This is a genomic window from Deinococcus gobiensis I-0, assembly GCF_000252445.1.
Lineage (GTDB): Bacteria > Deinococcota > Deinococci > Deinococcales > Deinococcaceae > Deinococcus > Deinococcus gobiensis.
In genome coordinates this window covers 646,609-671,332 of sequence record NC_017790.1, presented here as the reverse complement: position 1 = coordinate 671,332, position 24,724 = coordinate 646,609, and the positions used below count along the sequence as shown (strand labels likewise).

The window sequence follows — 24,724 nt, the reverse complement described above, 5'->3', positions numbered from 1 at the left end:
AAGATTTGAATAAACATATTGATTGATCATCATCAAGGCTCTGAAGCAAAAAGCCGTCCCAGTCGAGGTTTTACCTCCTCAATCGCTCAGGTGTGTCGTAGGGAATCGCTCAAGTGTGTCGTCGGTAGAGGGCTTCAATCGCTCAGGTGTGTCGTAGGTCGATAGACCCAATCGCTCAGGTGTGTCGTCGAGGATCGCTCAGGTATGTCGTTCCCAATCGCTCAGGTGTGTCGTTGAAGGGAGACTCAATCGCTCAAGTGTGTCGTCGGAGGGGCATGTCAAATCGCTCAGGTGTGTCGTCGGGAAAATGGCCAATCGCTCAGGTGTGTCGTCGGGAAAATGGCCAATCGCTCAGGTGTGTCGTCGGGAAAATCGGCAGGAATTTGTGTGCATATACAGAATAGGATGATGTTTTAAACCTATAACAGATGTTTTGGGAAGAGATCTATCAAAGGCAACTCTCCCGGTTACCACCCCGAGTTTTGGCAATCGCTCAGGTGTGTCGTGCGGGAGAGTGAATGGGGCAGGGCTCAGCGGGTACGGGTCACTTTGCTCAGCAGCGGAGGGGTGTCCGGGTTCAGGCCCCGGCTCAGCGCGAGGTGCCCGGCGAACAGGTAGCCGGCCAGGACACTGGCGAGTGGATCGGTCAGGGGATGGTTGCTGGGCGGAGTGTTCAGGGTGCTGCCCTGGGCTGGCCCAAGGGTCCGCAGGTCGGCCCCGTCGCCCCGCAGAGCCCCGTAGGCTTCCTGGGTGGCCGGCCACGCCGCGTCGGCGGAAGTCAGGCCCAGCAGGCGCACGCCGCCCGTCAGAAGCCGTTTGGGACCGTGGCTGAACTCGGCGGCGCTGTAGGCTCCGGCCTGAACCCCCCCGGTTTCCTGCAACTTCAGTGCCAGCTCTTGGCCCACGCCCCAATGCAGGCCGCGGGCCAGCACGATCAGCCGTTCCTCATCACGGTAGTGCCGGGCCAGGTCGCGGGCCTGCTCCTCCAGGGTCAGGGTCTGCTCCAGTACGGCGGGCAGATGCTCCAGGGCCGCCTGTAGGGCGAGGTCGCCGCCCAGCTGGGCGATGACAGGCAGCAGGGCGCTCAGGCTGGCGAGATAGCTCTTGGTGGCCGCCACGGCCCGCTCCTCGCCGCAGCGCAGCGGAATCACGAACTGGGCGGCGGCAGCCAACGGACTGTCCTCGACGTTGACCAGGGCGACGGTCAGCGCCCCGGCCTCCCGGGCCATCGCCAGGGTCTCGACCACGTCCGGCCCCGCACCCGATTGCGAGACGGCCACGACCAGGGCGCCGCGTAGCCGCAGACGCGCGCCGTACTGGGTATGGACGCTCGGTCCCAGGCTGGCGACGGGCAGGCCCAGCGCCGTTTCCAGGGCGTACTTCAGGAAGGTCGCGGCATGGTCGCTGCTGCCACGCGCCAGCGTGACCACGTAGCTCGGTGGCGTACCGCGCAGCGCCGCGAGGAGTTCGGCGTTGACCTCACGGTTCAGGGCCGGCTGCCGGGCGATGACGGCGGGCGCTTCGGCCGCCTCGCGCAGCATCAGGGGGCGGGAGGGAGAGGAAGAAAGCAGGTCTGTGGTCATGGCATCTCCAGGCAGGGCCGGTCCAGCGGGATAGGCTGGCCGCCCACGTGAACGCTTTCGATGGTCAGGTCGCCGGTCAGGGCCACCATGTCGGCGCGCAGACCGGGACGCAGCTCACCCCGGTCATGCAGGCCCAGCGAGGCGGCGGGCGCGGCCCCCAGCATCCGGGCCGCCTCGGCCAGGGGTACCCCGGCCTGCACGGCGCGGCGCAGCGCCCCGTCGAGGGTGAGGACGCTGCCGGCCAGCGCCCCGCCGCCGAGGGTCGCCCGCCCGCCCCGGACCGTGACCGGCTGGCCGCCCAGCTCGCTCTCGCCGTCGCCCAGACCGGCGGCACGCATCGCGTCCGAGACGAGCACCACCCGCCCCGGCGCAGCCGCGCGGGCGAGCAGGAAGGACAGGGCATGGACGTGGTGGCCGTCGAGAATCACTTCCAGGTACGCTTCCGGGTCGGCCAGCAGCGCCCCGGCAGGTCCCGGCGCGCGGCCCTCGACGCCGCCCATCGCGTTGAAGAGGTGGGTGGCGGCCACCCGGCCCCCGGCCCCGCGTACGGCGCGCAGGAAGGCGGGCACGGTGTCGGCGTCCGCCAGGGTGTGGCCCACGCCCACCCGCGCCCCGGCCGCCGCGAAGGCCAGTCCGGCTTCGAGCGCGCCGGGCAGCTCGGGGGCCAGGGTCACCGCGCGGATCACGCCGCTGGCCAGGGCCTCGGCCACCAGCGGGGGTCCGGGGCCACCGCGTAGGGGGGCTGGGCGCCCAGGCGGCCCATGCTGATGAAGGGGCCTTCGAGGTGCGCGCCCGGCAGGTCGGCCCCGCCGGGAACGCCGCCCGCTTCCATGACCTCGCGCACGCCGCTCAGGGCCGCCATGACCTGTTCCCAGGTCTGGGTGATGGTTGTGGGCAGCAGCGTGGTGGTGCCATGCCGCGCGTGCTGGCGGGCCAGCAGGCGAACGCCCTCGGGACCGTCCATCGTGTCGCCGCCGCCGCCCCCATGCACGTGCGAGTCGACGAAGCCGGGGACGATCCAGCGGTCCGGGGCACGGTCCAGCGCCTCGACCTCCGTGATCCACGCCCCGAAATGCAGGCGGCCAGGCCGGAAGGTGCCGTCCGGACCGAGGATTTGCCCTGCGAGGGTGGAGGAGGAGGCCGGGGCGCTGGGAAGGGTGGGGGAGGACAGGGAGGTTGTCAAGGCGAGATCACGACCAGTCGGAGAGGAGCAAAGGGGGCATCAGTGTGGCGCATGGAGCCGTAGCGTAGCGAGCGCGGTGTTCAGGGCCAGCAGGTTCACGGGGCGGAAGCCGTGGGTGACGATGGCGGGCAGACCCAGCGCGCCTACCGTCTCCGGAGACCACAGCGCCAGATGCAGCGCGGGTCGCCGGTCCCGCCGCAGTCCGGTGGCCAGCCCGGCCTCGGCCGCCGAGACACCCCAGCGGCCGGTGGTCGCCAGCAGGACAGGCGCGCCGGGAAAGCGGGCCAGGAGAGCCTCGGCGGCGCTGGCGTCCTGGCCGCCATGCAGGGCCACCTGGAGGTGAGGAAAAACGTTACGCAGGCTGGCCGCCAGCGCCTCGCCGCTCAGGAAATCGCCGTAGGGGCCACCGAGCGCGGCCGACTCGGGAGCCAGGAGGAGTACCGGTCGCGCCGGGTCCAGGGCCGGCGGCGTGCCCTGCCAGCGCAGGCTGCGGGCAGCCCAGTCCTGTGTCGCTTGTTCGTCTGCCCCACGTTGCGCAGGCGGGTAGGGCCGGGGTGTGCCCGGAAAGCGGAGCGCCGCCCGCGCCAGACGGTCCTGTGCCTCGGCCACCCGTGCGGGGTCCAGCTGTCGGGCCGCCAGGGCGTCCGCCAGGGCCCGCGCGTGTTCGGCGTGGGGCACGAGCTGGCCGTGTCCGCAGCTCAGGACCGCGTCGGCCCCGGCCGCCAGCGCCGCCGGGGCGGCCGTGCCGCGCGGATAGTGGTCGGCGATGGCGCGCATGTCGGTCGCGTCGGTGACGACCACGCCGTCATAACCCCACTCCTGCCTCAGCAGCCCCGTCAGGGCCGCGGGCGAAAGGGTCGCCGGACGCTGCGGGTCCAGCGCCGGGTACAGGATATGGGCAGTCATCACGCTGCCCACCCCGGCCTGCGCGGCGGCGCGGAAGGGCAGCCACTCGGTGGCCTCCAGCTCGGCACGCGGCTTGGTCACGGTGGGCAGGGTGAGGTGACTGTCCTGGGCAGTGTCGCCGTGGCCGGGAAAGTGCTTGACCGAGCTCATCACTCCGGCGGTCTCGCTACCCAGGGCCCAGGCCACACCCAGGCGGGCGACCTCGGCGGGGTCGGCGCTGAAGGACCGCTCCCCGATGACCGGGTTATGCGGGTTGCTGTTCACGTCCAGGCTGGGGGCGAAGTTCCAGTTGATGCCCAGCTCGATCAGGCCGCGCGCGGCGACCGCTCCGGCCTCGCGGGCGGCGGCCCCGGAGCCGATCACGCCCAGGGCCTGCGGGGTGGGGGGGAGCGGCACGTCCAGGCGGCGCAGCACCGCGCCCCCCTCCTGGTCGGTCGCCACCAGCGCGTCGTGACCCAGGGCGTCCCGCAGGTCGCGCACGAGGCGGGCGGTGCGCTCGGGGGTCGTGATGTTGCGGGCGAACAGGCAGACGCCCCCGAAACCGTGCGCCGCCAGGAAACGGCCCTGGTCCGGCGTGAGGTCCGGTCCCGGCAGGTCCACGATCAGGGTGCGGTTGGGCGAGATGCCAGTCACTTGACGGCCCCTTCCAGCCCGCGCATGAACAGCTTCTGGGCGGCCAGGAACACGAGCAGCACCGGCACCATCATGAACAGGGCCCCGGCGGCGATGTTGAAGGGATCGTAGTTGAACTGCCCCTTGAGCTTGAGGACCGCCACCGACAGCGGCAGCTTGTCGGGCGCGGCCGAGAGCACCAACATGGGCCAGAAGTAGGCGTTCCAGGTCGTGACGAGCGTGAAGATGCCCAGCGCCGCCTGCGAGGGCCGCGTGAGGGGCAGCATGATGCGCGTCAGGACCGTGAACTCGCCCGCGCCGTCGAGCCGCGCCGCCTCCAGCAGGGCCTGGGGCACGGCCAGGAAGGCCTGACGCATCAGGAAGATCCCGAAGGCCCCGGCGACGGTCGGCAGCACCACGCCGAGGTGGGTGCCCAGCAGGCCCATCTTCTTGAGGGTCAGGGTGTTCACGATGAAGGTGGTCTCGCCCGGCAGCACCAGCGTCGCCACGATCACGCCGAAGATCAAGCCGCGCCCCGGAAAGCGGAAGCGGGCCAGCGGGTAGGCCGCCAGCGCCGAGACGACCAGCGTACCGACCACCGTGAGGGCCGTAATCGACACGCTGTTCCAGATGTACTTGCCCAGCCCGAAGGTGCGGTATACCTCCGCGAAGTTGTTCAGGGTGACCGCGCGCGGAAACAGGCTGGCCGGGAAGGCGTAGATGCTGCCGCCCGCCGTCTTGTCGGTAAGGGCGATCGCCAGGGTCCACAGGAACGGAAAGACGGCGAACAGCAGCACGCCGACGAGCAGGGCGTAGCGCAGCGCCAGCCGCCCGGCCCTGCGCGGCGAGACGGCGGGGCGCGTGCGGGTCCGGGTGCGCGGTGCGGGGCGGGTGACGGCGCTCACGCGCGGCCCTCGTCGCCGCCGGATTCGCGGAAGAGCCGGAAGTTCGCCAGCGAGAGCAGCAGCGCCACGGCCGCCACGACCAGCCCGGCAGCGCTCGCCAGCCCGTAGTCGAAGTTGAAGCCCTGGAACGCCTTGGAGTACACGTACATCAGCGCCGTGTAGGTGGAGTTCAGCGGCCCGCCGTTGGTGAGTACCAGCACCTCCTCCAGCACCCGCAGCGCCGCGATGGTCGAGAGCAGCGAGCACAGTAGGATGGTCGGTTTCATCATCGGGACGGTCACGCGCCAGAAGCGCTGCCACGCACTCGCGCCGTCGAGGACCGCCGCCTCCTCCAGCTCGGCGGGGATGCTCTGGAGGCCGGCCAGGTACAGCACCATGTAGTACCCGAAGCCGCGCCAGAAGGTCACGAGCATCACGGCCCAGAAGGCGGTGTGTTCGTTGTTCAGCCAGCCGAAGGCCCCGCCCGCCGGCAGCAGGTGCAGCGCCCCCAGCACCCAGTTCAGCGTGCCCTCGCGGTTGAACACCCACTCCCACATCACGGCGGCGAGCGACACGCTCGTGACGACCGGCACGTAGTACGCCGCGCGGAAAAAGGCCATGCCCGGCAGTTCGCGGCTCACCAGGACCGCCACCGCCAGCGAGGCGAGCTGCAGCGCGGGCACCACCAGCAGGTACTTCAGGCTGTTGCCCAGTGAGGTCAGGAACAGCGGGTCGGCCAGCAGGGTGCGGAAGTTGTCCAGCCCGACCCATCTGGGGGCCAGCCCCTGCGCGAAGCGGGCGCCGCCGTACTCGGTGAAGCCCAGGTACGAGCCGTAGGCGAGCGGGTAAAAGGTGAACAGGGTCAGCAGCACCAGGGCCGGGGCCAGGAAGGCGTAGGAGAGCAGGGTGTCTCGCCAGGAGGCGCGCATAGGTGGGGTCCTTTAAGGGACGCGGCCCACTGCCGGACCAGGAAAAGCCGGTCAGGCAGCGGGCCGGGAGACGGAGGGGGACGGAACTGGGAGAACATGGCCCGCAGTTACGGACTTGCCCGGGAGCCTGGGCGGCTGCTCGCTCCGCCCAGGCGCGGCAGGCCGACCGCCCGCTACTTCTTCATGTTCGCGTTCCAGTACGCCACCGAGTCGTTCAGGGCCGCCTGCGCGGTCTTGCGGCCCAGCAGCGCCGCCTCGATGTTGTCGTTCAGGTTCTTGTAGAGGTCGTCGCTGTTGGTGGGCGCCTTGTAGCCAGGGTTGATGAGGCGGCCCGACGAACCGACGAGGGCGGTGGCGCGGGCGACCGGATCGCTGCCCGTCTGCTTGAACAGGGCGTCGCCCTGCGCGGCGCGGGTGGTGGGCACGACCGGCACCACCTTGGCGAAGGCGATCTGGCTGGCGTTGCTCGTCATGAACGCGGCGAGCTTGGCCGCCTCGGCGGGGTGCTTGCTGGCGGCGGGCACCACGAGGTCCATGCTGCCGCCGGTCTGCACGCCCGCCTTGCCCAGCGGCGCGCCCGTCACGACCGTCTTGGCGTACAGCCCCGGGTTGGTGTCCTTGATGCGGGTCAGGGCCTGCGGGCCGCCCACGATCAGGGCCACGCGGTTTTGCGCGTACAGCTCGGTGGCGATCTGGAAGGCCTCGCGCCGCACCACGTCTTCGGGGATATAGCCGCCCTTGTAGAGATTGACGTACTGCTGGAGCAGCGCCGCGTGGGCCGCCGTGTTGAAGGCCGCCCTGCCGCCCGCGTCGTAGATGGGCAGGCCCTCGGCGTAGAAGTAGCCCAGGAAGGACGCCGTGTTGGGGTCTTTCAGGGCAGGGACCCAGGCGTAGGCCCCGGTCTTGTCCTTGATGGTCTTGGCGAGGGTCAGCAGGTCGCTCGCGCGTCTGGGCACGGCCGTGATGCCGGCCTTCTTGAACAGGTCGGGGTTGTAGAGCATGACGCCCTCGTTGAGCCAGCCGTACCAGGGGTACCCGTACACCTTGCCGCCCGAGCTGAAGTTGGTCAGGCTCTGGGGGTAGTAGGTGGCGGTCAGGGTCGCGCGCGGCGTCAGGGCGCTCACGTCGCGCAGGAAGCCGTTCTGGGCCGCCTTGGCCGTCTCGTCGATGTTCAGGTTAATCACGTCGGGCGCGCCGCCCAGGTTCACGCTGGAGATGAAGTCCTGCACCATGCTGTCCTGCTTGTCGAACCACTTCACCGTGATGTTGGGGTTCGCCTTCTCGAAGGCCGCGATGGTGGTCTTGATGTAATCGTCGAACTTGGGGCTCAGATACCACGTCCAGAACTGCAACTCCACCTTCTGCTGCGCGGCGGCGGTACTCACGACCGTCCCCAGCGAGAGGCTCAGGCCGAGGGCGATCAGGCGGGTCATCTTCATGGGGTGCCTCCAGGGGGAACTTCAGAATTTCTTGTCGACGACGGACTCGGCGGTGACGCGCAGCAGGGTGTGGGCTTCGGGGCGCTTGGGCAGGATGGCCGCGTACAGCAGTTCGAGCATCAGGGCCTGGCTCGTGAGGGTATCGAGCACGCTGTCGCTCAGGGGGTCTTCCTGGGCGGCCGTGAACAGCACGTCGCTGGCGTAGCGGGTGATCGGGCTGCTGGCGCGGTGCGTGACCGCGACCGTGTAGTGGCCGTGGTTGCGCGCCAGTTGCAGGTGCTGCACGGTATCGATGGTGCTGCCGCTGCTGCTCAGGCCGATGACCACGCCGCCGCCCGGCAGGGTGCTGATGCCCACCGCCGTGATGTGCGGGTCGGTCGAGACGGTGGCCGTGATGCCCAGCCGCATGAGCCGGTTGGCGAAATACTGCGCCAGCAGGCCGCTGTTGCCCTGTCCGGCCAGCACCACGCGCGGCGCGCGGGCCAGGTGGGTGGCGACCCGCTCGACCGCCGGGGCGTCGAGCAGCTGCACCGTGTTTTCCAGCGTCTGGGTCGTGAAGTGCAGCAGCCGGGCGGCGCGGGCACCCAGGCTGTCGCCGCCGGGAGGCGGAGCGGGCGTGCGGTTCATCACGTCGGCGGCCAGCGCGAGCTTGAAGGCGTGGAAGCCTGCGAAATTCAGCTTCCGGCACAGCCGGGTGATGGTCGCCTCGCCCACGCCCACGCTCAGGGCCAGCTCGGTGATGTTCTGGTGAACCACGTTGTCGGCGTCTTGCAGCACGTGGTCGGCCACCCGGCGCAGGCTGGGCGAGAGGTGGTCGGCTTCGAGGCGGATGCGCCCCAGGGCGCCGCCGGGCAGGGCGGGTGAGGAAGAGAGCGAGGTCGTCATGTCACCTCCCATAAGACTCGAAACGGGCGAATGAGAACGGGACCGGTCCAGCCTGCCCGAGATCGGTTGCCAGACATCCCTCTGAAAACTGAAAATTCTTTGCTGCCAATTCAGCATTAAGGAGAAAATTATTTTTGTCAAGTGGGGGTGGTCGAGAGTGGTGAGTGGGGAAGAGGTCGCTCGCAACTACGTCGGTGCGCTCGGTGGGGCAGGATTGGATCGCTCTGAGGGCGTGTAAAAGTGCCCGCTGCCGAGCGGCTGTGAGCCATGCGCCGCGTCCGGATCGGAAGCCGCCACAAAACCACCTCCTCTCTGCCATGAAAACCACTTCCCGAAGGTCGAAGGAATAAAAATTTTTCTTACATTGTCTAGACAGATAGAAATTTTCAACATATTTTTTCAAATGGGTTGTGATTTTCTATTCTCGTTCCTTTCAGCGTGCAGTCCGGTTCTTCCCCGTCAGTGCCCCCGCGTGGGGTCCGGAGGTCGGTCATGTCCAGACTCGTGATGTCCCGTTCGGTTCTGCTCACCCTCGCCCTGGTGCTGGCCGCCTGCGACGGGCAGGCTCCCCCCGCCGCACAGACCGGCACGCCGACCGCCGCGTCGCTGGGGGCGCAGGCGGTGAGCGGCCCCACCGCGACCTTCGACGCCACCAGCCAGTGGGACACCGGCTTTTCCGGCCGCATCACCCTAAGCAACCCCGGCACGGCGGCGATCCAGGGCTGGACGCTGAAGTTCAAATTCAACGGCAATGCGGCGGCGGGTAGTAGCGTCTGGGGGGCGGGGGGTGGCATCAGCAAGGACAGCAGCGGCCTCTACACCGTCACTCCCAACACCTGGGGCGGCGCGACCATTCCCGCCGGGGGCAGCGTCGTCGTCAACTACGACGGCAGCGGCACCCTCAGCGGCGTGAACACCTGTACCCTCAACGGCACGGCGTGCAGCGGCACCACCACGCCCCCCAGCGGCGGTGACACCACAGCGCCCACCGTGACCCTGAGTGCCAGCCCGGCGACCGTGACGGCAGCGGGCAACGTGAGCCTGAGCGCGACGGCGAGCGACAACGTGGGTGTGAGCAAGGTGGAGTTCTACCAGGGCACGCGCCTGCTGGGGACCGATATGGGCGCGCCGTACACCTGGAGCGACGCCGTGACCGCCAGCGACAATGGCAGCCGCGCCTACTCGGCCAAGGCGTACGACGCGGCGGGCAACGCGGTGACGGCGGCGGCCAGCGTCACGGTGAACATCGGCGGTACCACCCCGCCCCCCAGCACCTCGGGTTTCAAGCGGGTGGCGTACTTCTCGCAGTGGGGCATCTACGGGCGCAACTATCAGGTCAAGAACATCGACACGAGCGGCACGGCGGCGACCCTCACCCACATCAACTACGCCTTCGGCAACGTGTACAACGAGGGCGGCACCTACCGCTGCAACATCGTGACCCGCGCCGAGAGCGGCAACGGGGACGGCGGCGACGCTTTTGCCGACTACGGCAAGTCCTTCGACGCGGCGACCAGCGTGGACGGCGTGGCCGACAAGTGGGACCAGCCCCTGAAGGGCAACTTCAACCAGCTCAAGAAGCTCAAGGCCAAGTATCCGGGCCTCAAGGTCCTGATCTCGCTGGGCGGCTGGACCTGGAGCCGGAATTTCAGCGCGGCGGCCAGCACCGACGCTTCGCGCAGGGCCCTGGTCGCCTCCTGCCTCGACGTGTACATCAAGGGCAACCTGCCGGTCAGCGACGGCGCGGGCGGGGCAGGCGCGGCGGCGGGCGTGTTCGACGGCATCGACATCGACTGGGAATACCCGGGCGGCGGCGGCCTGCCGACCAACGGCGTGAGCGCGCAGGACAAGCAGAACTTCACCCTCCTGCTGCAAGAATTCCGGCGCCAGCTCGACGCCCTGCGCTCCGGCCTCCTGTTGACCATCGCCGCGCCGGGCGGTCCCGACAAGATCGCCAACCAGGACCCGGCCGGGTACAGGTCGGCGGTGGACTGGGTCAACATCATGACCTACGACTTCCGGGGCGCCTGGGACGCGACCGGGCCGACCAATTTCCACTCGAACCTCTACGCCAGCCCGCAGGACCCCGGCACCGGCGTGACCCGCACCTACTCGGTGGACACGGCCGTCACCGCCTTCCTGAACGCCGGGATGCCCGCGAGCAAGCTGGTGGTCGGCATTCCCTTCTACGGGCGTGGCTGGAAGGGCGTGCCGGCGACCAATAACGGCCTGTACCAGTCGGCGACCGGCGCGGCCAGCGGCACCTACGAGGCCGGCTACGAGGACTTCAAGGTGCTCAAGAATGCCCCCGGCACCGTGTACCGCGACGCGACCACCAAGCAGATGTGGAAGTACGACGGCAGCACTTTCTGGAGCTACGACGACCCCGAGGTCATCGCCACGAAGATGGCCTACATCAAGCAGAAGGGCCTGGGCGGCGCGATGGCCTGGTCGCTCGACGGCGACGACGCGCAGGGCACGCTGGCGAAGGCCATCGCGGCAGGGCTGAAGTAGGGGAGGGAGCAGCGCCGGGTTCCGAATCCGGCGGGGCGCAGGGCGGGCAGCGGACTCGGGTCCTGCCCGCCCTGTGCCCTGCGGTTCAGTCGGGCGCGGCGCCCACCACCGCCCGCACTTCGGCATGGACCTGCCGCACCGTCACTCCCCAGTCGGCCGGATGGTCGGCGCGGCACCAGCGCCCGAAGGCCTGCCAGAACACGACGAGCCCGACCTGGGTCGCCAGGGCCGCTGCCGACTCCGGGACGCCGCGCCGGACCAGCGCGCCGGTCAGTGCCCCCCCCAGGGCGCGTAGCTTGATCAGTTCGCGCTCCATCAACGAGGTGTTCGCCTCGATGACCCCCTGACGCTGGCCCGCCCAGGCGCGGCGGTCGTCCACGAAGAAGCTGCCGGCCGTCTCCAGCGCGGCCACCATCATTTCCAGGGGCGAGCCGTCCGGCACCTCGGCGACCGCCGCGACCAGACCCGCCTCCAGCACCGCCGACCCGCCGAACAGGACCTCGCGCTTGTCCGCGAAGTGCCGGAAGAAGGTGCGTTCGGTCAGCCCCGCGCGCCCGGCGATCTCGGCGACGGTGGTCTGTTCGAAGCCGCGCTCGATATACAGCGCCAGCGCGGCCTTGGCCAGACGGCTGCGGGCATCGGGGGTCCAGCGGGCCATGCGCCGAGTCTAGCGGAGCCCACGCCCTCAGTGATGTCAGCCGTTGACATCACGCGGCCGAAGACCTAGCGTATCCATGTCAGTCACTGACATCGGAGTGGGTCCGCAGTGGACTTGCCGTCTTTTTCTGGAGGTCGAACTATGCGCGTCTTCGTCACGGGTGCATCCGGATTCATCGGTTCCGCCGTCGTCCCCGAGCTTCTCACCGCCGGGCATGAGGTCGTGGGCCTCGCCCGCTCGGACACGGCCGCCGCCGCGCTGGAAGGGGCCGGGGCGCAGGTCCAGCGCGGCTCGCTGGACGACCCGGACAGCCTGCGCGCGGGGGCGGCCGCCTCCGACGGGGTCATCCACCTCGCCTTCAAGCACGATTTTTCGGACTTCGCGGGCGCGCTGCGCAGCGACCAGGGGGCCATCGCGGCGCTCGGTGAGGGCCTGGCGGGTACGGGGCGGCCGCTGGTCATCGCCTCGGGCATCCTGGGGGCCGCGCCGGGCCAGGTCGTGACCGAACAGGATGTGGCCGACCCGGCCGTCAACCCGCGCGCCGGGTCGGCCGCCCAGACGCTGGCGCTGGCCGGGCAGGGGGTGCGTCCCTCGGTGGTGCGGCTCTCGCCCACGGTGCACGACCTGGGCGACCCCGGCTTCATCCGCACGCTGGTCGAGGTGGCGCGGCGTCGGGGGGCCTCGGCCTACATCGGGGACGGACAGAACCGCTGGCCGGCCGTGCACCGTCAGGACGCCGCGCGGCTGTTCCGGCTCGCGCTGGAGGCGGCCCCGGCGGGCGCGGTGCTGCACGGGGTGGCCGAGGAGGGCATAGCCACCCGCGACATCGCCCAGGCCATCGGCCGGCACCTGGGCCTGCCGGTGGTGTCGGTGGCCCCCGAGGACGCGCCGGCCCACTTCGGCTGGCTCGGCCACTTCTTCAGCGTGGACGCGCCCGCCTCCAACCGGTGGACCCGCGAGACGCTGGCCTGGGAGCCCACCCACCGCCCGCTGATGGACGACCTGGAGCGCGGCGACTACTTCCGGCCCTGAGGGCGGGGAAGGGGCCCGATGCTCCGGCCTGGCCTCAGTTCAGCTTGATGGTCGTGCCCGTGACCGTCACCGCGCCCGCGCCGCCGTCGATGGAGATCCCGGTCTGGGCCTTCAGGTCGAGGCGGCCCTGGGCATTGACCTCGATGTCGCCCTTCATGCGGATGGTGAGCTTGTTGGTGCGGCTGTCGATGTGGATGACGTTGCCGTTCATGTCCTCGACCGTGATCCCGGGCTGGTCGTCGCTGTCGTCGAGGATGATCTTGTGGCCCTTGCGCGAATACTGCACCCGGCGTACCGTCTTGCCACCCTTGACCAGTTTCCTGTTGGGTTCGGGCAGCGCGTCCACGCCGTTCCAGAGGCCGCCGACCACGTACGGGTGGTGCATGTCGCCCTGCTCGAAGCCGATCAGGACCTCGTCGTCCACCTCGGGCAGCCACGCCATTCCGCGCGCCGCACCCCCCCCCGCCGAGGCCACGCGCGCCCAGTCGCTCTCGTGCTTGTCCGACAGCCAGGGGAACTTCACCTTGACCCGGCCCAGCCCCTTGGGGTCGTCGTTGTTGGTCACGATGCCGATGACGAGCCCCGGCTGCTTGCCTCCACCGCCCGCCTCGCCGCGCCCGCCTGCGCCCGCCAACGTCTGCGCGAGGTCGGCGCCGCGCATGCCGCTCACCGTGAATTCGGTGACGTAGCCGCTGTCGGTGTGGAAGCGGTGCGTGACCGACGACAGGGTGTAGGTGCCCTCGAAGCGCTCGCTCACGCCCTTCAGGGCCACCGTCATGCCCGCCGTCATCTTGGGGTAGCCCCCCGCCACGCCGCTGGCCTCCAGGAACTTCTGGCGCTTCTGGTCGGCGCTGCCCTGGGCGTAGGCGTCGGCCAGCTTTTCCTGGCGGACCACGCGCCCGGTTTCGGTGTATTCCTGCGAGAGGTCTTCCTCGTCGGCGGCCCCGGCCTGCGGCTCGCCCTTGCCCCGGCCCGCGCTGCTCACGACCGCCTGCTTGCGCTGCGGGTCCCAGCCGCGCACGGTGGTCCGCTTGGCCTGGTCGAGGCTGCTCACGCGCGGCGTGAATTCGCTGAGGTTCACGCCCCATTGCAGGTCGCCCGCGTGGCCCATGCTCTCGACCGGCACGCAGTTCAGCTCCTTGCCGTCCACGAACAGCAGGTAGCCCAGCGCCGCCGCCCGCCCGCGCAGGAAGTCCAGGTTGGTCTGGTTGCTCTGGAGCACATAGTCGTGCACGAAATTGGCCGGTCCCGTCTTGGCGCTCAATCCCAGCTCGCCCGCCACCTTGCGCACCACGTCCATGTCGGTCACGTTCTGGAAGGTGCGGGTGTAGGTGCCGCGCGACAGCTTGTGCAGCCGGTCGAAAGCCCGCACGAGCAGGCGCTGGCCGTGTCCCGAGAGCTGCGCCTCGACCTCGACGATCTCGCCGTCGAAGACGTTGACCTCCTCGTGGGTGCCCACCTTGATGGTGATGGTCAGGGACTTGCCGTTCACGAACTTGCCCTTCTCGTTGTCCACGAAGCGGTAGCCCTGCGCCTTTTCACGCAGCGGCGTGAAGTCGCGCAGCACCAGCGAGGCCATGTCGGGCAGGTGCAGGCTGCTCTCGATGGTCAGCGAGTCGAGGCTCTGCATCTCGTCGGTGGCGAGGTCCCCGTCGATGCGGATGTAGAAGTGCGGCACCGCGCCGCGCAGGTTGATGGACGTGGGGGGCTGCGTCATGGCGCCTTACCGGAACCGCTTGCGCAGGTCGCCGGCGACGCTGGCGGCCACGTCACGGATGGCCTCGCTGCGCGCGGAGGTGCCGTCGGCCATCAGGGTGCGGTGCTCGGCCGATTCCTGGAACTCGACCGTGACCATCGCCCGCACCGGCATGCCCGAGGGCGTGAACATGGTGTACTGCTGCTGCATGCTGGTGATCACGGCATTGAAGAGCCAGTTCTTGCCCCAGGTGAACAGCACGCGCGGCGGGCGACCCTTCTGGGTCTTGGGGTCGCGCAGCGTATCGTCGATGTTCATGAGCTGCCACAGCGGATCGGTGTAGACCCGCACGTCCTGCGCCTCGGACGAGCCGGGCGCGCGGCCCTGAAGGTAGGTGTCGAAAAACAGCTGCATGCTCAGCTTCGCGCCGCTGCTCCCCGAAAAGGTCAGGTCGAAGGCGTTCTTGGTGCTGTTCTCGGCCGAGCCCCAGTTGTTGCTGCGCTGGAGCTGGTACTCCTTGGGGTTGAACAGGCAGGTGACCTCGATCTTCTTGCCCTCGATGCTCTGGATCTTGGCTTTCACGAGCGGTCCGGTGCTCATAGGCGTCCTCCTGGATTAAGAGTCACGGCGCGGTGACGGCGGCCGGGGACGAAAGGGGAGTGGGGGTCATCCTACCCGGTGTCACTCGACCTTGACCGTGAGCTGCCGCGTCACGACCTGCCCGCCGCGCCGCGCCTCGATCTTGAAGACCGTGTCGCGCAGGATGGAGCGCTCGACCGATCCGCTGGCCGACTGTTTGCCGATGCCCGGCGTGAGGTAGATGCTGTTGGAATTCGACACGTCCCAGCTCAGGGTGATGCGGGTGCCGCGCGATACCGTCGTCTCGCTGGCCTCGAAGCGGTCGATGGTGACGGTGGCGGCGTTGGATGGCCGCGCACCCACGGCGGTCTGTGCGGCGGCTGTGGCCGGAGCGGCGGGTGGGGTCTGGGTCTGCGGCTGCGCGGCCGGGGCCGCCGGGGCAGAGGCGGCGCTGCCCTGCGGGGCGTTGCCGGTGGGGGCGGTCGTGGGCGTCCCCGCGCGCGGAATCACGACGACCGTCAGCGAGCGGGTCTGGGTGCCGGCGACGAGGGTATAGGTCGTGGTGCGCGCCGGGCGGACCTGGAGGCTGCCGCTGGGGCTGGTGGGCAGGCCCTGCGGGAAGACCTTCACCGTCTTGACCCCGGTGGCCTGCCAGCTCAGTTTCGTGATCTGCCCGGCCTTGACGATGGCGGCGCTGGCCCCGAAGCTCACGATCTGGGGCCGCGCGACCGGGGCGGCGGGAGTCGCCGGCGGCGTGGTCCTGACCGTGGCCGCACCGCTCGGGGTGCCCGCCGTCTGGCCGTTGCGCGGGGCCGCCGCAGTGCCGGTGCCGGTCGCGGGTCTGGACTGCGCGCTCGTCCCGCCGCTCTGGGCCGTGCCGGAGGTCCGGGATGTCGCCGCGCTGCCGCTGCTGGGCGTGGCCGTGGTCGCGGGGCGGGTCCCTCCTTGCGTTCCACTTCCCTGGGCCGGCGTCGTCCGGACCGGCGTGGTGATGGTGACGGGCGGGGTGGCCGCCGCGCCGCTGGCCGCTGGCAGCACCGGCAGCGACAGCGAGCGGCTCGCGCTGCCCCCGTTGCCGCGCGCCGTGAAGGTCAGGGTGGCGTTGTTGCTCGGCGCGGCGACGATGGTGCTGCCCGAGGGCGAGAGCGACAGCGTGCCCTGCGGCAGCCCGGTCAGCTCGACGCTCTGGGCGTCCTGGCTCGACCATGTCAGCGTGACGGGCGATCCGGCGCGGGGCTTGCGCGGCGAGGCCTCCACCCCGCCCAGGCTGGGCACGCGCGCCTGGGCGCTCACGCTGTAGCTCTGCTCGGTGGTGGTCGCGCCGTTGCTGGCCTGCAGGCGGAACACGCGGTTGCCCGTGTCCATCACGAAACTGCGCTGGCCCTGGGCCTCGACCGCGCCGAGCGGGTCGATGGTCACGTTGGGCGCGTTGCGCACCTTCCAGGTGACGGTCACGGGGTCCCCGATGCGCGCCTGCGCGGGCGTCACCTGAAAGGTCTCGATGACGGGGGCGGGCACCCGCAGCGTCTGGGTCGAGCTGATGGGCGCGCCGCCGCTCACGTTGGCGCGCAGCACGAAGGCCTGCTCGCCCTTGACCTGCCACTTCGTCTGGCCGCTGCTGGCGACGCTGCCCAGCGGCTCCAGGGTCACGCTCTGGGCATTGCGCACCCGCCAGCGCAGCGTGACCGTCTGGCCCACCGCCGCCTCGGCCGGCTCGATCTGGAACAGTTCGATGGCCGCCGGCAGCACCTTGACCGGGTAGGCGCGGTCCACCTGCCCGCCCCCGTTGCTGGCGCTGAGCCGGAAGGTCGTGTCGGCCTCGACCGTGTAGCGCTGCTCGCCCTTGGCGGGCACGGTGCCCAGCGGCTCGATGTTGACCTCCTGCACGCCCTCCACGTCCCAGCGGACGGTGGCCTGCTGCCCCGGCGTGATGTTCTGGGGCGTGACCGTAAAGGTCCTCAGGACCGGCGCGAGCACCTTGGGCTGCACCTGCACGCTGGCCTGCGTGTTGCGGATGCGCCCGTGCACGATGAGCTGCACGTTGGTCGGCTCCTTGACGCCTTGGGGTACGAGCAGGGTGCCGTTGGTGTTCGTCACGGTCTTGCCGAAAGGTTGCACGTCGATGCGCGTGGCGTTCTGCGACTGGAACTTGAGGGTGAAGGGCTGGCCCACCACCGGGCTCTGGGGATCGACGGTCACGACCACGCGCGGCTCCTGGAACAGCCAGAAGCCCAGCCCCAGCGCCGCGAGCAGCGCGATGGGCAGCGCCCACAGCGGAATCAGGGGCAGGTGCAGCAGCGATAGGTTGGTCGCCCGGTCCACGCCCGTGTCGGGGTTGGGGTGGTATTGCAGGGTGCGCGGGCGCGGCGCGGCGATCCAGCGCATGGGCAGCCGCACGTCGAGCCGCTGGTCGTAGGCAGCGCCCGGCTCCAGCGTCAGCGTCTCGGGCAGGCCGGTGACGCGCACCTTCCCGATGCCCTCGCGCAGCCGCATCATGTAGTTGTAGGCGATGGTGCGCACCGGAATGACGTTGGAGAGGTTGCCGCTCGCGGGCACCTGAATCTGGCTCCAGGGCGCCTCGAGCTTCACCTCGCCCTCGTCGTCGCCCACCGTGGGCGCGTAGGTCACGGCGACGTTCGAGACGTTGACCATGTGCAGCTGGTAGTGCGTGCGCCGCCACGCGCTGCGCCGCACCGGCTTGAACTCGGTGACGGTCTCGGTAAAGGGCTGGACCGTCCACTTCATCGGCGCGGTGCCGTACTCGGCCGGGTTCTCGCGGCTGCGCGCGATGACGCGCACGTCGTAGGTCTGGGCGCGCGAGGTGGGCACGCGCGGCACCTGGACCTTCAGGGTGGTCTCGCCCGACATGCCGGGGTTGAGCTGCACCTCGTGGTAGAGATTCTGGACCCACTCGGCCGGTACGCCCTCGACCTCCAGCCGGAAGTGGTCCACCGTGCGCCCGGTGTTCGAGAGCTTGACCGGCAGCAGCACGGTCGCGCCGGGGTCCAGCGTCAGGTCGTTGTCCTCGACGAGCAGGGCGATGCGCGCCTGCTGCACCACGCGCTGCGGCGGCTGAAGGCGCAGCCAGAAGGGCTCGACCCGCAGCACGCCGCCGTCGGGCCAGCGCAGGGCCTCCCGCAACGGCAGCGCCTCGCCGCCCAGGGTGGTGCCGTTCGTCGAGCCGAGTTCGGTGACGTGCACCTCGCCCTCGTCGCCCAGGTCCAGGCTGAGGTGGTGGCGCGACACGCCCGCGTGCTCCAGCACGATGGAGTTGCCCGGCGCGCGCCCGATGGTCACCACGTCGCCGGTCAGCGGCTCGACGCGCAGCAGTTGCCCGGCCGCGTCGCAGATCTGGAGCCGGGCGTAGGGCTTGCGGTCGCGCAGCGGCTCGATGCGCGGCGCGGGCGGCTCGGGGATGTCCGGCAGCACCACGGTCGGCTGCGGCCCCTGCGGCAGCAGGGTATTCATCACGCGCTGGAGCTGCTCTTCGAGTTCGGCCGCCGTACGGTAGCGGTCCTGCGGCGCCTTGGCCATGCAGGTCAGCACGACCTCCTCCAGCTCGGAGGGAATGTCGTAGCGGATCTGCCCCGGCGGGATCGGCGCGACGTGCTGGTGCTTGTCCATCGCCTCGGCGAGGTCGCGCGTCTCGAAGGGCACGAGGTTGGTGAGCAGTTCGTACAGGATGACGCCCAGCGCGTACAGGTCGCTGCGCGTCTCGCTGCGTACGCCCCGGAACTGCTCGGGGGCCATGTAGGCGGGCGCGCTCATGATCTGGCGGTCGTGCGTGCCGTGCGTGAAGGCCTGAAGCTCGGCCACCCCGAAGTCGGAGACCAGCACCCCGTAGGCCCGGCGCCCCAGCAGCGCTCGCGCCGGGGTCAGCAGGAGGTTCTCGGGCTTGAGGTCGCCGTGCATCAGGTTGTGTTCGTGTGCGTAGGCGACCGCGCCCGCCGCCTGCCGCGCGAGGTCCACGGCGACCAGCAGGTCGAGGAACTCGCCCGAGCGCACCTGCGACTGCAAGAGCTGGCGCACGCTGCCGCTCTGGGCCAGAGGCATGGCGTACATGACGTGCTGCTCGCGTTCCAGCAGGTCGTCGGGCAGCAGCACGTTCGGGTGCGAGAGCCGCCGCCACTTGGCGAACAGCCGCCGGAACTGGGTCATGACCCCCGGCTGCGCCACGAGTTCGGGCGACACGACGCGCAGCGCCTGCACGCCCGCCCCGTCGAGGTTCTGGGCCGTGAAGACCTGCCCGAGCCACCCCTGCCCCAGCGGCCGCAGCAGCCGGAAGCCTTCAAAGATCGTGCCCGTGGCACTCATGGCCGCCCTCCGATCATAGCCAGCAGTCTAGCCGACTTCGGCGCGGCCCGGGGAGCAAAACGGGCAGGGCGCGGGGGGACCTCCGGTCACTTCACCCAGGCCTTTACGTACGCCTCCATGTCGAATTTGCGCCGCAGCCCGGAGGCGCTCATGCTGCGCACCGTACCGAAGACGGGGTGGCGCGCCCAGGGGCGGTCGTGCAGGCCCAGCACCCAGCTCACGCCGACGAAACTGTTGGCGTCGCGGCCGTCCTGCTCGTAGCGGTTGTTCAGGGCCAGCATGGTCGCGTGGGCCTCGCGGGGGCCAGCGCTCCATTCCAGCAGCTTCTTGCCCCAGTACATCCGCATGTAGTTGTGCATCCGCCCGGTCTGGACCATCTGGCGCTGGGCGGCGTTCCAGTAGGGGTCCTCCGTCTCGCCCCGGTCGAGCTGCTCGGGCGTGTAGTGCGCCGGGCGGGGGTCGTCCTCGTGCTCCTCCAGCGTCTTGCGCGCCCAGTCGGGCACGCCCTCGTAGCGGTCGTAGTCCGGGTTGTACCAGCAGAAGTTGAAGCTCAGCTCGCGGCGCACGACCAGTTCTTCGAGCAGGGCGTCGGTGCCGGGCCCCGGGTGGTCCAGCGCGGCCAGGGCGACGGTCAGCGGCGAGAGGTGCCCGTAGTGCAGGTAGGCGCTCAGGCGGCTGCTGCCGTCGATGGTGGGGTCGTTGCGCCGCTCGTGGTAGTGCGCGAGGTCGTGGGCGATGAACTCCTCCAGCCGCGCCAGGGCCGCCGCCTCGCCCCCCGTCTCGTGGCCCGCGCCGACACTCTGGTCGATGGGCAGGCGCGCCGCGAGGGCCGCCGGGTCATCCACCGCCTCGCCGGGGTCCCAGTCGTCTGCCCGGTGGGCCAGGTCATGGGTGTCCAGCGGCACCAGATAGTCCTGCCACAGCCGGTGGATCTTGGGGCGGATGGTGCGCGCGGCGTATTCCTGCTTGGGGCTGGCGACCCGCACAGGCACGACCGCCTCCGACTCGACCGCGACCAGGGACACTTTCAGCGCCGCCGCCAGGTCGTCCCGCCATTGCCGCTGGACGCGCATGTAGCCCAGATCGGTGACGACCAGGGCCGCCGCCCGCGCCGCCTTCTTTACCTCCGTCACCGGGTCGCCCAGGGCGACGCGGAGCGGCACGCCCCGCTTTTCCAGCCCTGCGCGCAGGTTCCGCAGACCCTCCAGAAGATAGAGATAGTGCCGCGCGTTCGCCTCGGGGTAACCGGGGGTCAGGCCGAAGACCGCCACCAGCGGCAGCTTCAGTCGGTTGGCGGCCTGCACGGCGTATTCCAGGGCGTGGTTGTCCCGCACCCGCACGCTGGCCTGGACCCACAGCAGGACGTGGTCGCCGCCGGGGTGTTCGGAGTGCCGGTTCAGGGCCGAGACGCGGGTGTCGTGAATCACGGGGCGATCATAGGGTCGGGCGAGGGGGCGGCCCAGCGGGGACTCCTACAGTCTGGGCGACCGCCTGCGGGCATTTGTGGCCTTTCATGGGTCTGGGCCAGGACGGCGGGCTGCGAGACGAAGGGCAGATGCGAGGTGTCGAGCGTCCCGCTCTCGGCGAAGGAGACGCGCCTTCCCACGGTCTGCCGGAAGCCGGCGCTGGTGGCGTGCTCCTGGCGCTCGCCGTTCCCGGATTTCAGGGCCGCGAGACAGATCGGCCTGCCAAGCTTTCCCGGAACTGCCCCAGCCATCCGGGAGATCACTATGCCGCCGAAGCCGTGGCCTGCCGGTACGACGTTGATGCTGGTGCCGCTCACCTGGATGAGCGCTTCGCGGCAGGTATTCAAGGGCAGGCCGGAGGGTGAGATCGGACAGGGCGAGGGGACGGATGAGGGGGCTTGCTGGGCAGGGTCAGGCCGGGGGGTGCCTTCTGGACCGCTGAAAAGGCACACGGCACTCGCGTATTCCCAGAAGCGGTCTGCCCGCGCCGCACAGAGGCGACCCCACTTCATGTACCTGGGAGATGGGGAGTGGCCCGCCCGGTTCCTGTCCGGCAGTCCCCGGTGCCGCCTCAGTCCCCGGTGTCGCCTCAGTCGGCGGCCGGAGCGGGCACGAACACGATCTCGTACACGACATGCGCAGGCATGTGCCGGGCGACGAGCTGCCGGGCGCTGTCACGGGTCACGTCGGTCAGGCCCGCCGGTTCGGGATCGGGCAGCAGCACCCGCACGTGGTAGGGGCGCGCGGGGTCCTCCTCGATCTGTGGCGTGACGCCGCAGCCCAGTTCCACGATGCGCCGCAGGCCGTAGGGCGTGCCGCGCCAGCGCAGCAGGCTCATGGCCTCGCGCACCCACAGCCGCTTGCGGCTCTCGGGCCAGTGCGGGTCGGGGGCCAGCCCCAGCCACGACGAGAGCCAGTCCAGCAGTTCGGCCGGGGCCGTGCCGGGCGCGAAGTACATCTCGATATGCTCCTGGCGGCGTTGCAGCGGCTCCCACAGCGTCTCGAAGATCAGGAGGTAACGGCCCAGGAAGTCCGACTCGGTGAACAGTGCGGGCAGGTAGTCCAGGTACGCGCTCGCGGGTTTGGTCTCGGGTTTCGCGGGCCAGGGCGTCCGGGCCGGGGCGAGCGGCAGCGCCGTGAAGGTCAGCTCGGGCAGCGGCTCCGGCTCGGGCGGTTCGGGCAGCGCGTCCTCGCCGGGCGCGTAGGCCAGCACGTAGGGACCGATCTGGATGAGGGTACCTTCCGCGAGCACCTGCGGCTGGAAGGGCATCAGCCGCCGCCCGGCCATGTACGTCTCGCCGTTGCCCAGGTCGGTGATCACGAACTGCCCCGAGAGCAGCCGCACCTCGGCGTGCCGGATGGCGACCGAGGGGTCGCGCAGCGCCAGCCCGTTGTCGGGCGTGCGGCCCACCGACAGCAGCGACATCTCCAGGTTCAGCACCCGGACGGTCTCTCCCTGGTACTGCACGAACAGGCGGCCACTCATGGCCCGCGCCTCCTGCTCATTCGACCCGCACCGTATGCACGTCCGACACGATCAGGCCCTGCGGCGGCAGCAGCACCTGCGCCCCGGCCGGTTCGCGCGCGTCGGGGTGGGCGGGGTCGCTCAGGAACACCTGCACGTCCTCGACGAAGTCGGCCCCCGGCACGGTGCGCAGCAGGGCGTACAGCTCGGCCAGGTACAGCGCCCGCCGGAAGGGCCAGCCCCGGCGCTCGGGGCCGCCCACGTAGGGGTTGAGGTAGGCGTACAGGGCGGCCTCGGCGGCGCGCTGCACGTCGGCGCGCACGCGCGGGGAGGTGCCGGGCGGCACGCGCAGCAGCGCCGAGACGCTCACCCAGAAGTACTGCGGGCTGCGCACCTCCAGCACCGTGCCGACCATGCGGCGCTCGTCGAGATAGTTCTGGACGCTGGCGCGCAGTTCGGCCGACAGGCCCAGCCGCTCGGGCGCGATGCGGCCCGCCGTGACCTCGCCGCGCGGCAGGATGACCACCGAGACCTGCCCCGGCTGCACGTCCAGCGTGCGGATCTGGCCCGGAAAGGAGGTCTCGCCGGCTTCGAGCGCCGCGTTCGGCGTGATGCAGCTCGCGCGGGCCACGCCCGGCACCTGGGTCGCCAGATACTCGAAATCGTCGGCGGTCACGGCGCGGCTGCGGGTCCGCAGCTGCTGGGGCACGCGCATCATGGCGTCTTCCAGGGTCTGGGCGTTGCGCCCGCCGACCGCCGGGGCGTGGTTGATGACCCGCGCCACGTAGGGAATGCTGGCCTTCAGGACGCTCAGGGCGCGGGCGGGGACGTTGCCCTGCACGCCGCCGCCATACAGGTAGCGCCGCGAGCGCAGCGACGCCCCGACCGGCGGCACCGCCCCGAAGCGGTACACCGTGCCGTCGGGTTGCAGCAGCGCCGGCCCGAAGGTGATCTCGCCCGTCACATGGTCCAGCCGGTAGTGCCGGTCCTCGGGACCCGAGTCGGCGAAGTCGGGCACCAGCGTCCAGACCTCGGGGGTCTCGCCGCCCAGCTCGCTGACGATCACGTCCTCGGCGCTGTCCATATGCAGCACCGGCGTGTTCACCAGCGCGAAACGCTGCCCCGGCGTGCCGTCGCTGCGGCCCAGCACCTCGCCGCGCACGACGACCGCGTGCCGCGCCGTGACCGTGCCCCCGCGCGACTCGACCGCCAGCGATTCCAGGTCGGGCGAGACGCGGTAGCCCGCGTAGTTCTGCTCGCTGGTGATCCGGCAGCGCAGCCAGTAGCCCTGCTGAGCGAAGAATTCCTCGGCGACCATGCCCGGCAGGCGCAGGACCGTCTCGCCACTGCTGTTGAAGGCCAGCGTGCCGTCGAACTCGACCGTGCAGGTCACCCAGCGGTTCAGCGGCCCCTGCCAGACCTCCCACACGAAGGGCGGCTCCTTGGGGTTCACGCCCGCGCCCCCCGCGACCTCGCAGACCATCATCAGCGAGACGACGTGGCTGCTCAGGTCCGTGGCGAAACACAGATAAAAGGCGTCGCCCGGCACCGGCTCGGGCGAGAAGATCGGTACCTTGTGGCCCAGCACGCCCAGGCGCTCCAGGTCGTGCTGCACGAAGGTGTTCTCGCCCAGCGCGTTGCCGCTGTAGGCCGCGAGCAGCTCGGCCGGGTTCACCGTCAGGTCGGCCTCGGTCGAGAACACGGTCGCCTCGGTGACCTCGGTGCGCACCGTGGCGACCTCCGACCCGGCGTTGATGGTCAGCGGACTCGACGGCGCGGCCGTCAGGTAGAAGGTCACGGGCGCCACGGCCGCGCGCGGCGGTTCGAGCTGCACGCCGATGAGTTCCAGGAACTTGACGTACATCTTGTCCGGCACCTGGTTGACCCGCACGAGGAGCAGGTCGGTCATCCAGGCGAAGATCTCGATGAGCGCCATGCCGGGGTCCGAGGTGTTGTGGTCGGTCCACTCGGGGCAGTACTGCGGAATGAGCTGACGGGCCTGCGCGACGATGTCGTCGAAGCGGCGGTCGTCCAGGTTGGCGGTGGGTAGGGGCACGCTTGACCTCGGAAAAGGGCCGGCCGGGCCGAAAAGGCGGGGACCTGCCGCTCAGGGCAGGGTTTCGGTCGGCATGCGGTAGAAGGGAAAAACCAGCGAGCGGCTGTTGGGCTCGTCCACGAGGCGGTAGTTGACCCGGATCACGATGCGCTCGGGATAGTCGGGGTCCACGTCGGCGTCCACTTCCTCGAGTTCGATGCGCGGCTCCCAGGTGCTCAGCGCCTCGTGGACGTAGTAGGAGGCGAGGCCCAGCGTACTCGCGTCGTTGGGCGCGAAGACCAGCTCATGCAGCTGACAGCCGTATTCGGGCCGCATCACGCGCTGGCCCTTGGGGGTCATCAGGATCATCAGCATCGCCTGCTCGACCGCGCGCACGCCGCTCACCATGCCGATGCGTCCGCGCGGGTCGGTGGCGACCGGAAAGGCCCAGCCGGTGCCGAGGTGGTCGCTCATGGCCGCGCCGGCCTGCGGGGGACGGGACGGCGCGCGCGCGCGTCTGCCGAAAGTCGTCTCATGCCTGTCG

General features: G+C 70.2%; 19 protein-coding genes. 3 read left to right on the top strand and 16 right to left on the bottom strand.

Features of this window, described 5'->3' with window-relative positions:
• Positions 1-530: 530 nt before the first annotated feature.
• The 8 genes from DGO_RS03110 to DGO_RS03080 all read right to left on the bottom strand — a co-directional run bounded on the left by DGO_RS03110 (position 531) and on the right by DGO_RS03080 (position 8,421).
• Positions 531-1,583 (bottom strand): SIS domain-containing protein, encoded by a 1,053-nt coding sequence (locus DGO_RS03110; RefSeq protein WP_043800822.1) that lies wholly within the window; start codon positions 1,581-1,583, stop codon positions 531-533.
• Positions 1,580-2,293 (bottom strand): amidohydrolase family protein, encoded by a 714-nt coding sequence (locus DGO_RS24795; protein ID WP_338032406.1) that lies wholly within the window; start codon positions 2,291-2,293, stop codon positions 1,580-1,582. The genes DGO_RS03110 and DGO_RS24795 overlap by 4 nt, the downstream gene beginning before the upstream one ends.
• A complete protein-coding gene (locus tag DGO_RS24790) occupies positions 2,266-2,766 on the bottom strand; it encodes an amidohydrolase family protein (RefSeq protein ID WP_338032405.1) in 501 nt (166 codons plus the stop codon). The genes DGO_RS24795 and DGO_RS24790 overlap by 28 nt, the downstream gene beginning before the upstream one ends.
• Positions 2,767-2,805: 39 nt before the next feature.
• Entirely contained in the window at positions 2,806-4,305 is a 1,500-nt protein-coding gene (locus tag DGO_RS03100) for a glycoside hydrolase family 3 N-terminal domain-containing protein (protein ID WP_043800818.1), read from the bottom strand.
• Positions 4,302-5,189: a carbohydrate ABC transporter permease gene (locus DGO_RS03095; RefSeq protein ID WP_043800815.1), complete on the bottom strand. Its 888-nt coding sequence runs from the start codon at positions 5,187-5,189 to the stop codon at positions 4,302-4,304. The genes DGO_RS03100 and DGO_RS03095 overlap by 4 nt, the downstream gene beginning before the upstream one ends.
• Positions 5,186-6,097, bottom strand: a complete 912-nt coding sequence (locus DGO_RS03090; RefSeq protein WP_014684025.1) for a carbohydrate ABC transporter permease — start codon at positions 6,095-6,097, stop codon at positions 5,186-5,188. The genes DGO_RS03095 and DGO_RS03090 overlap by 4 nt, the downstream gene beginning before the upstream one ends.
• 173 nt (positions 6,098-6,270) lie before the next feature.
• Positions 6,271-7,536: an ABC transporter substrate-binding protein gene (locus DGO_RS03085; RefSeq protein ID WP_014684024.1), complete on the bottom strand. Its 1,266-nt coding sequence runs from the start codon at positions 7,534-7,536 to the stop codon at positions 6,271-6,273.
• Positions 7,537-7,557: 21 nt separating this feature from the next.
• Positions 7,558-8,421 carry a MurR/RpiR family transcriptional regulator gene (locus DGO_RS03080; RefSeq protein ID WP_043803012.1) on the bottom strand — a complete coding sequence of 288 codons (864 nt, stop codon included), beginning with the start codon at positions 8,419-8,421 and terminating at the stop codon, positions 7,558-7,560.
• 492 nt (positions 8,422-8,913) lie between these two features.
• Between DGO_RS03080 and DGO_RS03075 the strand changes: the two genes are divergently transcribed.
• Positions 8,914-10,935 (top strand): glycosyl hydrolase family 18 protein, encoded by a 2,022-nt coding sequence (locus tag DGO_RS03075; protein ID WP_083847185.1) that lies wholly within the window; start codon positions 8,914-8,916, stop codon positions 10,933-10,935.
• A gap of 85 nt (positions 10,936-11,020) precedes the next feature.
• Here the strand turns inward: DGO_RS03075 and DGO_RS03070 are convergent, their stop codons facing one another.
• Positions 11,021-11,593, bottom strand: coding sequence for a TetR family transcriptional regulator (locus tag DGO_RS03070; protein ID WP_014684022.1), 573 nt, complete (start codon positions 11,591-11,593; stop codon positions 11,021-11,023).
• A gap of 141 nt (positions 11,594-11,734) precedes the next feature.
• Here DGO_RS03070 and DGO_RS03065 point away from each other — a divergent pair, with 141 nt between their 5' ends.
• On the top strand, positions 11,735-12,625 hold the full coding sequence (locus tag DGO_RS03065; protein ID WP_014684021.1) for an SDR family oxidoreductase: 891 nt from the start codon (positions 11,735-11,737) through the stop codon (positions 12,623-12,625).
• A gap of 34 nt (positions 12,626-12,659) precedes the next feature.
• Here DGO_RS03065 and DGO_RS03060 read toward each other — a convergent pair whose 3' ends face one another.
• From DGO_RS03060 to DGO_RS03045, 4 genes are all read right to left on the bottom strand, one after another.
• Positions 12,660-14,342: a VgrG-related protein gene (locus tag DGO_RS03060; protein ID WP_043800813.1), complete on the bottom strand. Its 1,683-nt coding sequence runs from the start codon at positions 14,340-14,342 to the stop codon at positions 12,660-12,662.
• Between the two features lie 6 nt (positions 14,343-14,348).
• On the bottom strand, positions 14,349-14,921 hold the full coding sequence (locus tag DGO_RS03055; RefSeq protein ID WP_014684019.1) for a CIS tube protein: 573 nt from the start codon (positions 14,919-14,921) through the stop codon (positions 14,349-14,351).
• Positions 14,922-15,002: 81 nt separating this feature from the next.
• Positions 15,003-19,214, bottom strand: coding sequence for a protein kinase domain-containing protein (locus DGO_RS03050; protein ID WP_014684018.1), 4,212 nt, complete (start codon positions 19,212-19,214; stop codon positions 15,003-15,005).
• A gap of 86 nt (positions 19,215-19,300) precedes the next feature.
• Positions 19,301-20,641: a deoxyribodipyrimidine photo-lyase gene (locus DGO_RS03045; protein ID WP_043800811.1), complete on the bottom strand. Its 1,341-nt coding sequence runs from the start codon at positions 20,639-20,641 to the stop codon at positions 19,301-19,303.
• Between the two features lie 86 nt (positions 20,642-20,727).
• Here DGO_RS03045 and DGO_RS23745 point away from each other — a divergent pair, with 86 nt between their 5' ends.
• Positions 20,728-21,045, top strand: a complete 318-nt coding sequence (locus DGO_RS23745) for a hypothetical protein (RefSeq protein ID WP_169330987.1) — start codon at positions 20,728-20,730, stop codon at positions 21,043-21,045.
• Between the two features lie 224 nt (positions 21,046-21,269).
• Here the strand turns inward: DGO_RS23745 and DGO_RS03035 are convergent, their stop codons facing one another.
• The 3 genes from DGO_RS03035 to DGO_RS03025 are packed head-to-tail and all read right to left on the bottom strand — an operon-like array spanning position 21,270 to position 24,654.
• Positions 21,270-22,166 (bottom strand): phage tail protein, encoded by an 897-nt coding sequence (locus tag DGO_RS03035; protein WP_043800808.1) that lies wholly within the window; start codon positions 22,164-22,166, stop codon positions 21,270-21,272.
• Positions 22,167-22,182: 16 nt separating this feature from the next.
• Positions 22,183-24,201: a putative baseplate assembly protein gene (locus DGO_RS03030; RefSeq protein ID WP_014684014.1), complete on the bottom strand. Its 2,019-nt coding sequence runs from the start codon at positions 24,199-24,201 to the stop codon at positions 22,183-22,185.
• A gap of 51 nt (positions 24,202-24,252) precedes the next feature.
• Complete coding sequence (locus DGO_RS03025) at positions 24,253-24,654, bottom strand: GPW/gp25 family protein (protein WP_043800806.1); 402 nt, start codon at positions 24,652-24,654, stop codon at positions 24,253-24,255.
• Positions 24,655-24,724 lie beyond the last annotated feature (70 nt).